11 protein-coding genes and 1 pseudogene are annotated in these 12,171 nt (G+C 66.9%); 7 read left to right on the plus strand and 5 right to left on the minus strand.

Annotated features, from left to right (window positions below):
- Positions 1-104: 104 nt before the first annotated feature.
- Complete coding sequence (locus ACFVIV_RS20510; protein ID WP_379198543.1) at positions 105-476, minus strand: hypothetical protein; 372 nt, start codon at positions 474-476, stop codon at positions 105-107.
- A gap of 108 nt (positions 477-584) precedes the next feature.
- Between ACFVIV_RS20510 and ACFVIV_RS20515 the strand changes: the two genes are divergently transcribed.
- Positions 585-977 carry a hypothetical protein gene (locus ACFVIV_RS20515; RefSeq protein ID WP_379198545.1) on the plus strand — a complete coding sequence of 131 codons (393 nt, stop codon included), beginning with the start codon at positions 585-587 and terminating at the stop codon, positions 975-977.
- 77 nt (positions 978-1,054) lie between these two features.
- Here the strand turns inward: ACFVIV_RS20515 and ACFVIV_RS20520 are convergent, their stop codons facing one another.
- Positions 1,055-1,828 carry an SDR family NAD(P)-dependent oxidoreductase gene (locus ACFVIV_RS20520; RefSeq protein WP_379198547.1) on the minus strand — a complete coding sequence of 258 codons (774 nt, stop codon included), beginning with the start codon at positions 1,826-1,828 and terminating at the stop codon, positions 1,055-1,057.
- A 71-nt stretch (positions 1,829-1,899) separates the two neighbouring features.
- Here ACFVIV_RS20520 and ACFVIV_RS20525 point away from each other — a divergent pair, with 71 nt between their 5' ends.
- A complete protein-coding gene (locus tag ACFVIV_RS20525) occupies positions 1,900-2,514 on the plus strand; it encodes a TetR/AcrR family transcriptional regulator (RefSeq protein WP_379198549.1) in 615 nt (204 codons plus the stop codon).
- Between the two features lie 1,920 nt (positions 2,515-4,434).
- Here ACFVIV_RS20525 and ACFVIV_RS20530 read toward each other — a convergent pair.
- Positions 4,435-5,076 carry a TetR/AcrR family transcriptional regulator gene (locus ACFVIV_RS20530; RefSeq protein ID WP_379198551.1) on the minus strand — a complete coding sequence of 214 codons (642 nt, stop codon included), beginning with the start codon at positions 5,074-5,076 and terminating at the stop codon, positions 4,435-4,437.
- 160 nt (positions 5,077-5,236) lie between these two features.
- On the opposite strand from ACFVIV_RS20530, the gene ACFVIV_RS20535 reads away from it, so the two are divergent.
- Positions 5,237-6,712: a sulfatase-like hydrolase/transferase gene (locus ACFVIV_RS20535; RefSeq protein ID WP_379198553.1), complete on the plus strand. Its 1,476-nt coding sequence runs from the start codon at positions 5,237-5,239 to the stop codon at positions 6,710-6,712.
- 17 nt (positions 6,713-6,729) lie between these two features.
- Here ACFVIV_RS20535 and ACFVIV_RS20540 read toward each other — a convergent pair whose 3' ends face one another.
- Entirely contained in the window at positions 6,730-8,283 is a 1,554-nt protein-coding gene (locus tag ACFVIV_RS20540) for an acyl-CoA carboxylase subunit beta (protein WP_379198555.1), read from the minus strand.
- Positions 8,284-8,550: 267 nt separating this feature from the next.
- Here ACFVIV_RS20540 and ACFVIV_RS20545 point away from each other — a divergent pair, with 267 nt between their 5' ends.
- Positions 8,551-9,753, plus strand: coding sequence for a cytochrome P450 (locus ACFVIV_RS20545; RefSeq protein ID WP_379198557.1), 1,203 nt, complete (start codon positions 8,551-8,553; stop codon positions 9,751-9,753).
- Positions 9,754-9,832: 79 nt separating this feature from the next.
- Here ACFVIV_RS20545 and ACFVIV_RS20550 read toward each other — a convergent pair whose 3' ends face one another.
- A complete protein-coding gene (locus ACFVIV_RS20550; RefSeq protein WP_379198559.1) occupies positions 9,833-10,171 on the minus strand; it encodes a hypothetical protein in 339 nt (112 codons plus the stop codon).
- A gap of 199 nt (positions 10,172-10,370) precedes the next feature.
- On the opposite strand from ACFVIV_RS20550, the pseudogene ACFVIV_RS20555 reads away from it, so the two are divergent.
- The 3 genes and pseudogenes from ACFVIV_RS20555 to ACFVIV_RS20565 all read left to right on the plus strand — a co-directional run.
- Positions 10,371-10,673, plus strand: a pseudogene (locus ACFVIV_RS20555) (SDR family oxidoreductase); the annotation flags it as partial.
- A 23-nt stretch (positions 10,674-10,696) separates the two neighbouring features.
- A complete protein-coding gene (locus ACFVIV_RS20560) occupies positions 10,697-11,242 on the plus strand; it encodes a hypothetical protein (protein ID WP_379198844.1) in 546 nt (181 codons plus the stop codon).
- A gap of 177 nt (positions 11,243-11,419) precedes the next feature.
- Entirely contained in the window at positions 11,420-12,166 is a 747-nt protein-coding gene (locus tag ACFVIV_RS20565; protein ID WP_379198561.1) for a Crp/Fnr family transcriptional regulator, read from the plus strand.
- The last annotated feature ends 5 nt before the right edge of the window (positions 12,167-12,171 follow it).

Below are 12,171 nucleotides of genomic sequence, written 5' to 3' on the forward strand. Positions count from 1 at the left end.
TGGGGTTCGAGTCCCCTTAGCTCCACCGATCGTGTCATTGCACGAACCGTTCCCGTTGGGGCGGGTACCGCCGAAGCGGTACCGGCCCCAACGTCGTTTCCGGGCTAGGCCGGGATCTGCGCGCCGATTGCCGCCCCGGCTCCGGCGCCGAGGCCCGCGCCGATCACGCCACCCGCGACGGCGCCGATACCGACACCGACGACCGCGCCGAACGGGCAGACGGGTGCCGTGGCCGCGCATGCGATGGCGCCGCCGGCGACGGCGCCGACTCCGACGCCGATCACCGTTCCGACGACGGTGCCGACCTGCTGGCCGACGAGGGATTGGGTCTGGCCCGCGGCGACCGGCTGCACCGGCTGTACCGCGACGGCGGGCTGGATGGCTTCGGCGGCGGGGGTTTCGGCTTGTGCGAGACCGGCGCCGGCGCCGATGAGTGCGGTGGCTATGGCCGCGGTAGCAGCGATTTTGCGAATCATGGTGCCCTCCTGGGGTTTCTTCCAAGACTCCCGATTGTGGTCCGAAAACAGACCGCATATATAGAGATTCACAATTCGCAGCGATGCGACGGTACGGGAGGGAATGAAATGGGCGGGACGCGAGAGATATTCGGCGATGCGATGGCGATTCTGCTCGGTGCGGTGTTCGCCTGCGTGGTCGCGGTGGGGGCCGCGGTGGGCGCCTGGAAGCTGCTCTCGCTCCATGAGCCCCGGTGGGATGGCGAAGTGCCCTTCATCGTCCGCTGCTCACCGGAGCCGGGTGGGGCCTGCTTGCTGGAGAGCGAGGCCGAACACACTCCGCGTATGGCTCGCGACGGAAGGCCGAGCGGAACCATCAGCCAATCGGCGATTTCCAGCGGAATACCGGACCTGCGCGCAGGCGATCGGGTGGTGTGCATCGTCCATGTCGGTGGATCCGATGTGAATGACAACGACTCCAACGGGCCGTACTGGACCGCCGAGATGTGCAGACGTTCGTGACCGCGACGAAATGCCTCGGACCGTCAGGCCCGGCGAATCGCCGAGCCTGACCTGTTTGTCGCATCGCGACGTTTCGGTTACCAGGATTGGGTTTTGGGGCCGAGGAACAATCCGCCGTTGACCTCGAGGGTTTGGCCGGTTACCCAGCGGCCGTCGTCGGAGGCGAAGAAGGCGACGGCGTCGGCGATGTCGGGGGCGCGGCCGACTCGGTCCAGGGCGGTGATGGCGGCGATACCGGGGACGGCGTCGTCGGATTCGTGTAGCCAGGAGTTCATTTCGGTGTCGGTCACGCCCGGCGAGACGGTGTTGACGGTGATTCCGCGCGCGCCGAGGGTGTTGGCCAGGGAGCGCCCGAGGGCGTTGAGGGCGCCCTTGGTCATGGAATAGACGGTCTGCGGGGTGGCGAACCAGGTGACTCCGGAGGAGATATTGACTATTCGGCCGCCGTCGCGCAGCAGCGGGAGGGCGCGCTGGATGATGAAGAAGGGTGCGCGGACATTGATCGCGAACTGGCGCTCGAACTGTTCGAGGGTGGCCTCGGCGATGGTGGCCTCGTAGACGATGATCGCCGCATTGTTGACCAGGATGTCCAGCGGCTGTCCGCCGAGCCGGTCCTCGAGTGCGGTGATCAGCTGGTCGGGGCCCGCCGGGTCGGCGAGGTCCGCGCGCACGGCGAAGGCCTTCCCGCCCGCCTGTTCGATGGCGGCGACGGTGTCCTTCGCCGCCGCTTCATTGCTGCCGTAGTGGACGGCCACCTGCGCGCCGTCGGCGGCGAGCCGTTCGGCGATGGCGCGGCCGATGCCGCGGGATCCGCCCGTGACCAGTGCGGTTCTACCGGAAAGATCGGTCATGTCGAACTCCTGAGATCGATTGTTAGGGAACGATCCCTAACAAGAACTCGGAAGGCCGGTAGGCTATTCCGGTGCCGCCGAAACGACGACCCGCCTCCGAAACTCGCGAACATGTGCTGTCCGTCGCGCGTGATCTTTTCTACGACAACGGCATCCGGGCGACCGGCGTGGACACCGTGGCGGCGGCGGCCGGCGTCGCGCCGACAACGCTGTATCGGCTGTTCGCCACCAAGGACGACCTCATTGCCGCGTACCTGGACCGAGAAGACCAGCGCTACCGCGAATGGTTCACCGCCGCAGCGGATTCCGCATCGGACCCGCGCGACCGCATACTCGCCGTCTTCCGCGCCCTCGCGGAGCAGGTCCGCCCCGCCTCTTGCCGCGGCTGCCCCTTCCTCATCGCACTCGGCGAACTCCCCGACCGAGACCTGGTGAGCCATCAGCGCGCCGTAGCCATGAAGACCTGGGTTCGCGCCCAGTTCTCCGCCCTGGTCGGCGAATTGTCGGCGCGCACGCCACATCCGGTCCCCGCGGCACTGGCCGACCAGCTCATGCTGATCATGGAGGGTGTCTACGCCACGGTCCAGGAGTTCGGACCCGATGGCCCCGCCGCCCAGGCCGAGACGGTCGTTCACGCCCTGCTCCATCCCGGAAACTACTACGCGCCTGCGCGTTTGGGGGCGTAGACCCGGGACGGGGCGTCGGTGGCGGTACCTCCCATCGGCTCATTGTTCTAGATCGCGACCGTGGACGTGAGCGTGATGGGATACTGGGCTTCCTTATCCGACCGTCCAGGAGGAATGGATGGGGGGCAACTGGCTGTTGGGCGTGGCGTTCGGCGAAGCGGGGGCCGCTGCGGCCGGTCTGGATCTGGCTGTGCGGCAAGTGAAGTCGATCGAGTTGCCCAGTGCGGGGGAGATTCCGCCGGAGCCGGAGGCCGTGGTGTGGGTGCTTCGGACGGCGCTGGCAGCCGCGCGTGCCGGACGGGATGGGGAGGCACCCGCTGGATTGGTCCTGGCGTGTCCGGATGAGTGGCTGGCTGTGCACGCCGGGATGCTCGCGCGAGCGGCGGAAGTTGTGGGGTATTCGGCGAATCTGGTTCGGCTGATACCGATTTCGTCCACTGTCGCGCACGATGCGGCCGGTAACGCAGGGGGTGGAGCGGCCCCGGCGGCTGCACGTGGTGCGTTGCTTCGGGCGACCGATCCGGTTCCTTATCAGCGTCCAGCGCAATCGGATTCGCGTCCGGCTCCATCGGCGGCGAGAACTCCGCCGCAGGCCCGCCGAGCCTCCCGATTCTGGGTGCCCGGTGTCGCGCTGGCTATCGTAATTTTCAGTGGGGCAACAGCTGTCATCGTCGCAACCCGTGGCGACAACACAGCGAGCGCCGCGACGGCGTCCACCACACCGCAACCCACGACACTGCGGCCGACCATCGTCTTCAGCCCCGCAACGAGTGGCGGCAACCCCGCGCAGCCCGGAATCACGAAACCGGACTTGCCGCTGGAGGTCTCACCCCCACCGGAAACCAGCGAGCCGCCTGCCCCGACTACCACGGCGCGGCCCGTACCGACTATCACGGTGCCGCCCGCACCGAGACCTATCGAGCCCGAGCCCACAAATCCCGCACCACCCGAGCAGCCCGCACCACCGACCGACCTGCGCGAGGCCACCATTCGCGGGTTCTGCCAAGGAATCCTCAATCAAATGGATAATTTCCCGGGTGGGCTCCCGGCCATGCGAGCTCAAATGCCACCGCCGCTGTTCACCTCACCCGCCGATTGGTCGGAGGCATTCGACCGCGCGGCCGCCGGATCGTGCGCTTGAGCGTCGCGCACCGCGCCTGCCAGCGGTAATTTACGGTGGGCAAGCGGAACGGGTGTTGATTCAACGTCGTCTGTTCTAACTCTTCTCTAACCAACTGCTATCCATCTCGGAATGTCGGTTTCGTTAACTTTGATTGTCGCGCCGAGCATGAGCGCGCTTCTCACCATTCATCAATGTGGATCTCTGTCGCTGTGCGATGAAAGGATCGGTATGCAAACGTTTGCCGGCAAATGCCGAACAATGCCCCGAACAATCGTCGGTGCAGCCATGGCGGGGGCGACCGCGGTCGTGCTGACGGCGTGTGGAGGCTCGGATGGGAAGTCGGATCAGCCGGCGACCTCGACCACCGCGACCACCGCTGGTTCGGTCCCGGCTGTGCCCGGTCAGTCACCGCGGCCCGGGACGCCGGGCCGAACCACCGGTCCTGTACAGCCGCCCGTGACTTCCACACCGCCGACCGCTGGCGAACCGAAGGCGGGCGACCCGTGCCCCTACGACGGCTCGGGGCGTGGCCAATGGGAGTGGACCGGGGCGAAGTGGGTCTGCGTTCCCGTGCAGGTGCCTGATGGTGGCGGTATGGGTGGTGGTCAGCCTGACGGTGGTGGCATGGGTGGTGGCCAGCCCGATGGTGGTGGCATGGGTGGAGGTCAGCCCGATGGCGGTGGCATGGGCGGTGGCCAGCCTGACGGTGGCGGCATGGGCGGTGGCCAGCCGGAAGAGTGATTTCCCCGGCGGCGATCGCGCACTTCGGCTGTCGAACTGCCTTCGGGTAGAGGCGGTTACGGGGAGTTCTGTTCGGTGCCGGGGGTTGGGCGGACAGTGCCGTGGGACGGCATCAGGGCGGATCGGACGAAGTGGCCTACGGCGTGTACGCGTTCCGAGGAGCCGGTGCCGCCGACTTGGGTGACCGTGAGGACGACGGCGGTGAAGATGGCTTCGAGGGCTATTGCCGTGTCGTGGGGGTCCAGGTCTGCGGCGATGTCGCCGATGGACTGGCCGGCGCGGAGGGAGTTCTCCATGGCTGTGCGGATGCGTTGGGTTACATCGCCGTCGATGAGTCTGCTGAGTAGTTCCGGCTCGCGGCCGGAGAGGACTCGGTGGGCGAGCGGGTGGGTGTCCATCGCGGTGACGAAACGGGCGACGACTCGCTGCCAGTAGTCGGGGTCCACGGGGCCGGGGAGGCCGAGGGCTTCGTCGCACAGGCGGGCGGCGTCGCGGTCGAAGGCGGCGGCGAAGAGGGCCTCTTTGTCGGCGAAGTGGAAGTACACCGCGGAGGGGGCGAGGTTGAGGTCGCGGGCGATGGCGGATACCGAGGTATTGCGGAAGCCCTGGTCGGCGAATCGGCGGATGGCCATGTCGAGGATCAGCTGCCGGGTCTGCTCGCCACGGGATGTGGTCGGCGGTGTCTCGGATCTGGCCATTCGTGAACAGTAGCGTGCGCGCTCGAGCTGGGATAACAGATCAACTGAACGATTTGGTCTATTTATCAGTTACAGTGGTCGCGGCTTCACTCACGGCAAGAAGGGCCGCGTCACCATGAATTCCCCTCGACGACTCCCGACCAGGCGGCAGGTTCTCGCGATGATGGCGGCGGCGCCTGCGCTGCCCGTTCTGGGGTCGCCCGCCCCGGCCTCCGCCGCCTCCGCGGACCGTCCGAACATCCTCGTGCTCATGACCGATCAGGAGCGGGCGGATGTTGTTCTGCCATCGGGCTTTTCATTGCCCGCGCGAGCACGGTTGCAGGCCGCCGGGGTGCGCTTCGCCATGCATCACACGCCGACCGCACCGTGTTCGCCGGCGCGGTCGGCGTTCTTCACGGGGCTGCACGCCCCGGTCAGCGGTATGCGCGACAATGTCCGCGGCAATGATCTGATGGGGACGGTGCTCGGGCCGCTGCACGCGTGGAGCCCCGACCTCGACACCGGAATCCCCACGCTCGGAACGGTTCTGCGGCAGCAGGGCTATCGGACCGCCTATATCGGCAAATGGCATCTGTCCGAGCCGGTCGGCGCGGAGCCGACGGCATTGTCGGCCTACGGGTTCGACGAGGCCGTCGACCTTCTGGGCGGCGGCAGCCCGAACGAGGGCATGCGGGAGGATCCGGGAGTCGTCGACCACGCGATCGACTGGTTGCGCCGGCACGGCGACGATCCGGAGCCGTGGCTGTGTGTGGTGAGCCTGGTCAATCCGCACGACATGATGTACTGCCCGCGCTTCTACCGGCTCGAAGACGTGCCGAATTACGGCGCGGACGTACCGCCGAATTTCGAATCCGACCTGTCCACCAAGCCGCGCGTGCAATCGGTGTGGCGTGCCATGAACGAGGCCGTCGGCGGCCTCATGCCCAATGAGGTGAGTTCGGAGCAGGGGCGGCGGCAGTGGCGGCAATGGGGCAACTGGTATCTGGAGTTGTTGCGCCGCACCGATGAATTGCTGGCGCGGCTCCTCGACGGCCTCGACCAATGCGGCAGGGCCGGCGACACCGTCGTGGTCCAGGTCGCCGATCACGGCGAACTCGGTGGCGCGCACGGTCTTCGGCAGAAGGGCGCCATGATCTACCGCGAGAACAATCGGGTGCCGCTGGTGATCTCGGACCCGAGAAACCCTGCGACGCATGGCAAGACGGTGACTGCCCTGACCTCTCACGTGGATTTGGTGCCGACACTGGCGTCCATCGCAGGAGCCGGTGCCGGCACGGTGCCTCCGGTCGCCGGGCGTGACCTCACACCACTGCTGGCCAACCCGGACGCCACCGTCAGATCCGCCCTGCTGCTCACCTCGGATGCGAAATCCAGTGGCGGACAAGTGCCCGGCGTCAACTACTTCATGCGCGGTGCGATCACACCGCGCTACAGCTTCGGCCGTTACTCCACGGAGCGGAACCTCGAGGGACCGCGCTCGGACTACGAGTACGAACTCTACGATCGCCAAGAGGATCCGCTCGAACTACACAACCTCGCGCACAACGACGGTGCTGCCGCACTGGTATCGCAACTGAACGATCTGGTGGACAGCCTTGTAGCACAAGAACTCTCCCCGGACGCAGCAGGGCGATAGTCGCGCGAACGCTCCGGTCACATCGGGTACACCGGGTGCTTGCGCGGGTTGAATTCCGGCTTGACCGGCGGCTTGTCGCGCAGCAGGCGCAGTGCGTGCCGGATCTCCAGACGGGTGCGCGACGGTTCGATGACCGCGTCGATGTAGCCGCGTTCGGCGGCGATCCACGGGGTGGCGATGGTCTCGTTGTACTGGTTGACCATGAACTCGCGCGCCGCCGCCCGATGTTCCTCCGGCACCGCCGCCAACTGCCGCTTGCCGAGCAGGTCGACCGCGCTTTCGGCGCCGATCACCGCGATCCGGGCGGTCGGCCAGGCGAAACTGATGTCGGCGCCGACCTGGCGGGCCGCCATCATGCCGTAGGCGCCGCCGTAGGACTTGCGCACCACCAGGTTGATGATCGGCACCGTCGCCTCGATGATGGCGCGCGGGACCCGGCCGCCGCGGATGATCACGCCGGCGGCTTCCTCCGCGAGGCCCGGCAGCACGCCTGGGGTGTCGGCGACGAAGATCAGCGGGATATTGAAGGCGTCGCACAGCCGGATGAAGTAGGTCGATTTGTCCGAGCAGGCGGCGTCGATGGAACCGCCGAGGACCAGCGGCTGATTGGCGATCACGCCGACGGGATGTCCGTCGACCCGGGCGAAGCCGGTGATCAGATTCGGGGCGAAGGCGGCGCGGATCTCATGGAACTCACCGTCGTCGAAGAGGCGCAGCAGGATCTCGTGCATGTCGTACCCCGCGCGATCGGAGTCCGGGATGATCGTGTCGAGCTCCCGGTCGCTGGCCGTGATCTCCGGTTCCAGACCGGGATTCACGATCGGCGGCTGTTCCAGGCAGCTGGTCGGCATGAAGCTCAGGTAGCTGCGGGCCCAGTCGTAGGCCTCCTGCTCGGTCTCGGCCACATGATGCAGGGTGCCGCGCTTGGCCTGCACCTCGGCGCCGCCGAGCTCCTCGGCGCTGATGTCCTCACCGTTGACGGCCTTGATCACGTCCGGTCCGGTGACGAACATGTAGGAATCCTTGGTGCCGATGAGCACATCGGTATTGATCGGCCCGTACACCGAGCCCGCGGCGCACTTGCCGAGAATGATCGACACCTGCGGCACGTACCCGGACAGCTTCTCCAGCACCCGGGAGATGTCACCGAACGAGGCGATCGAACCGACCGCGTCCTGGATGCGCGCGCCGCCCGAATCATTGATCGTCACCACCGGGCACGCGTTCTCGAACGCGAAACGCAGCGCCCGCATGAACTTCTGCGCGGAGGTGACGCCGACGGACCCGCCGTACACGGTCTGATCGTGGGAGATCACCACCACCGGACGGCCCCCGATCAGCCCGTGGCCGGTGACCAGGCCGTCTCCGTAGAGTGCGTCCGGCTGGCCGGGCTGGCGGGCCAGCGCGCCGGTCTCGATGAACGTCCCGGGGTCGAGCAGCCTGTGCACCCGCTCGCGAACGCTGGGGATGCCCTTCTTCTCCCGCTTGGCGATACCGGCGTCACCCGCCGGTTCCGCGGCGATCGCCAGGATCTTGGTCAGTTCATCGAGCTTCGCCCGCGTACCGATCACGCTTACTGCCACCTTCCAACCAAACTGTTTGTGCCCCGCGCACGTTAAGCGCTGTCGATACCGAACAGGTCACGGAATCGGATATAGGGGATGGATCACAGTCGAGACCGGCGTCGACCAGGCGCGATCCGCCAGCTGCACGTCGCTCAATCACTCAGCGCTGGAATGGAAATCGTTGACGGGACGGTGGGCCGGGCGTTTACTTAGCTTGGGAAAGCAACTCGCTTCGTCTCCGCGGCCGGTCGGCTTCGGGGAAGGGAGATCGTGATGTCCACCAGTCTCGAGGTTCGCGACTATCCGTTCGGCGAGCCGGTCCGGCTCGATATGCATCCACTGCTGGCGCGGCTGCGGCGGGAGGAACCGGTGGCGCGGATCCGGCTCCCGTACGGCGGGGAGGGGTGGCTGGTCACCCGCTATGACGATGTCCGGCTGGTGCTGGCCGATCCGCGCTTCAGCCGGGCGGCGACCGTCGACCGGGAAGACCTGCCGCGCTCGACACCCGAACCGCCGCGGGGTGATTCGCTGCTCAGCATGGATCCGCCGGAGCACACCAGGCTGCGCAAACTGGTCGCGAAGGCGTTCACCGGGCGTCGCGTCCAGCTGTTGCGCCCGCGCGCTCAGCAGATCGTGGACTCCCTTCTCGCCGCGATCGAGCGGTCCGGCCCGCCGGCGGACCTGGTGCAACAGTTCGCGCTGCCGCTGCCGGTCACCGTGATCTGCGAAATGCTCGGTGTGCCAACCGAACAGCAGCATCGGTTCCGCGAGTTCTCCGACGCCATCCTGTCCACCACCGCCTACACTCGCGCCCAGATCATCGAGGCGCGCATCGGCCTGGAAACCTATCTGGCGGAACTGATCTCACAACGCCGCGCCGAGCCGCGCGATGACCTGCTCAGTGCACTGGTCGCCGCCCGCGACAACGACGACCAGCTGAGCGAGCTCGAACTGGTCAACCTCGGCGTCGGCCTGCTCATCGCCGGCCACGAGACCACCGCCAACCAGATCGCCAACTTCACCTACGTCCTGCTCACCGCCCCCGAGCAGTGGGAACTCTTGCAGCGCAACCCGGAACTGGTCCCCGGCGCGGTCGAGGAACTGCTGCGCCACGTGCAGCTCGGATCCGGTGGCGCCTTCGCCCGCATCGCCACCGAGGACGTCGAGCTCAGCGGTATCACCGTCCGCGCCGGCGAGGCCGTCTTCGTCAACACCCAGGCCGCCAACCGCGACGAAACCGTCTTCACCGACCCCGAACACCTCGACCTCACCCGAACCGACAACCCGCACATGGCATTCGGCCACGGCGCCCATCACTGTCTCGGCGCCCAACTGGCCCGCCTGGAACTCCAGGTCGCCATGGCCTCCCTGCTCCGCAGCTTCCCCACCCTGCGCCTGGCCGTCCCCGTCGACGAAGTGCCGTGGAAGACAGGCCTTCTCGTACGCGGGCCGAAATCACTGCCCGTGACCTGGTGACCGGCGAGCGCATCGGGCGCCGGCTGGTTCGGCCGACGCGCCCGCCGGATCTGCTGCTATTCGATCGATGGGCGGTACGTCACCACCACCAGAAGGTCACGACCTCCCAATGCTGCAGCGTGCCCGGTGTATCGCAGTGCGCCCAGGATTGCTGACCGTCCCACACGACCGGACCGCGGCGTTCATAGGTTGCCCAACTACTGCCGAACCAGCCCCACCAGTGCCGGCACTCGATCTTCACCTGATGCCAGACCGGCCAATAACACGTCGAGAACGCCGCACTGTTGTTGACCGGATACGCCGCACACCCCGGCTGCCACGGCTGCGCCTGAACAGGCGCCGCACCCATCGCCACCCCCGCGCCGAGCACCGCCGTCGCGGCCGCGCTCACCAGCATCTTCTTGCCGAGCGACCTCATCACAACCTCCCATCAGCGTGGGGCTCGACGCCCCGACCCTGACAGGCCCACGCTCGATTCGAACTTCGGCGGCGCGCGGGACTCCGCGACGAACCACCCTTACGTGACGTACGTCACGTATCAACTCCTCCGCGTTACACCGCGAAATAACGAATTCTCGTGATGTGGGGGCCGGGGCTTTACCGGAAACATTCATGTCATGAGCAGCACAGATACCCGCCCCTCCCGCCCGGCCGTTCTCGTCACCGGCGCGACCGGCGCCGTCGGACGACACCTGGTCACCACCCTTCTCGCGCGCGGTGCGAGGGTCCGCGCCGTGACCCGCAAGCCCGCGGATGCGAACCTGCCCGACGGCGTCGAGGTCGTGGCCGGCGATCTCACCGACGCCTCCACCCTTGGCCCGCAGCTGTTCGACGGCGTCGATCGCGCCTTCGTCTTCCCGGCCCAGGGCATCGAGGTCTTTCTCGACGCGGCCGTCGCCGCCGGTGTGCGCCGCTTCACGGTGCTGTCTCGCTGGCCGCGGCGATGGAATTCCCCCGTGACCACGGCTCGGCGAGCCAGCTCCACCACAGCGCCGTCGAGGCTGCGGTCACCGGCCGCACCGACGCGTGGACCATCCTGCGTCCCGGCACCTTCGCCAACAACCTGCTGGAATGGCGGTGGCAGATCAGCTCGGGCGCACCCATCCGGGCCCCCTTCCTGGCCTCCGCCCAAGCGCCGATTCACGAATACGACGTCGCCGAAGCCGCTGCCGAGACCCTGCTCTCCGGCGACCATCTCGGCCGGATCATCGCGCTCACCGGCCCGCAGGCTCTCACCCGCACCGAACAGGTCGCCACCCTGGTCGCCGCCCTCGGCCGCCAGATCCCCCTGACCGAGATCACCGCAGACGAATTCCGCTCCGAAACAGCACAATTCATCCCCCACCCGATCATGAAAATGCTCCTGGACTACTGGACCGACACCCTCACCACACCCGACCGGATCCGCCCCGTCACCGCCATCACCGGCAAACCCGGCCGCACCCTGGCCGAATGGGCCGCCGACCACCGCGCCGACTTCGGAGCCTGAAGCGCCGCACTGTGTGCGTGGAATCTAAGGGCGTGCAACACAAGTGCAAATCAATCGCTGCGCGGGCGACGTTGTGCTCGGGTAGATTATCTGTCGGAAGATGGCCCGTATCAGTCTATTTGGAGAAGAACTCCGAACCGGGCATAGCGCTCGACGTATGCCTCGCGGCTACCGGTCATGTTGCGATCAAGGGGGCGGAGTTCCGACGCTTGCAAGGGGGACGGACTGAACTCCGACGAAAAGTCGCAGCACAGCCGAAATGCTCTGCTGGCTAACGGCATACGACGTCAGTGGCCAGCCGGATCCGTCCTCGTCCACGAGGGCGAACTATCTGACCACATCCTGGTGATAGAGGCCGGTCGCGTGAAAGTGACCTCGTCCGCGTCGAGCGGCAAGCAGGTTCTGCTTGCCATCCGGGGGCCGGGCGATCTGGTTGGCGAGCTCTCAGCGATCGACGGCGGGGCGCGGTCTGCGACCATCACGGCGCTATCGTCTGTCACCGCAACTGTTGTGCAGGGCAACGTGTTTCGATCACTTCTGATGAACGATGGCAAAGTCGCGCTCAGCTTGCTGCGGATGGTGGTCAGTCGGCTGCGAGAAGCGGACATGCAACGCCTGGAGTACGGCGCGTATACGGTCGGAGAGCGCATCGCCCGACTGCTGCTCGACTACGCCGGACGCTATGGACGGGCGGATGACGATCGCGTGATCATCGCCTTGCCCCTGTCGCAGACCGAATTGGCGCATGCGGCCGGAGCGTCTCGGGAGGCGGTGGCCAAGGCGCTGAAGCGGCTGCGGGAACTCGGCGCCATCCGGACCGCCAGGCGTCGCGTGGAGCTATTGCGCCCGGAATTGCTTGCGGAACTCGCTGAGGGCCTCCCGAGTGTGTATTTGGACGCAGACGCTCCTGACCGGCCCCTATAGACAAG

Origin of the sequence: Nocardia sp. NPDC127526 (genome assembly GCF_042672265.1) — a bacterium.
In the GTDB taxonomy this organism is placed as follows: Bacteria; Actinomycetota; Actinomycetes; order Mycobacteriales; family Mycobacteriaceae; genus Nocardia.

Excerpts from the sequence above, each read along its gene's own strand:
- ACFVIV_RS20550 (WP_379198559.1), bottom strand. The coding sequence starts at position 10,171 with ATGAGGTCGCTCGGCAAGAAGATGCTGGTGAGCGCGGCCGCGACGGCG.
- ACFVIV_RS20520 (WP_379198547.1), bottom strand. The coding sequence starts at position 1,828 with ATGACCGATCTTTCCGGTAGAACCGCACTGGTCACGGGCGGATCCCGC.
- ACFVIV_RS20535 (WP_379198553.1), top strand. The coding sequence starts at position 5,237 with ATGATGGCGGCGGCGCCTGCGCTGCCCGTTCTGGGGTCGCCCGCCCCG.
- ACFVIV_RS20510 (WP_379198543.1), bottom strand. The coding sequence starts at position 476 with ATGATTCGCAAAATCGCTGCTACCGCGGCCATAGCCACCGCACTCATC.
- ACFVIV_RS20560 (WP_379198844.1), top strand. The coding sequence starts at position 10,697 with ATGGAATTCCCCCGTGACCACGGCTCGGCGAGCCAGCTCCACCACAGC.
- ACFVIV_RS20565 (WP_379198561.1), top strand. The coding sequence starts at position 11,420 with ATGTTGCGATCAAGGGGGCGGAGTTCCGACGCTTGCAAGGGGGACGGA.
- ACFVIV_RS20530 (WP_379198551.1), bottom strand. The coding sequence starts at position 5,076 with ATGGCCAGATCCGAGACACCGCCGACCACATCCCGTGGCGAGCAGACC.
- ACFVIV_RS20515 (WP_379198545.1), top strand. The coding sequence starts at position 585 with ATGGGCGGGACGCGAGAGATATTCGGCGATGCGATGGCGATTCTGCTC.
- ACFVIV_RS20545 (WP_379198557.1), top strand. The coding sequence starts at position 8,551 with ATGTCCACCAGTCTCGAGGTTCGCGACTATCCGTTCGGCGAGCCGGTC.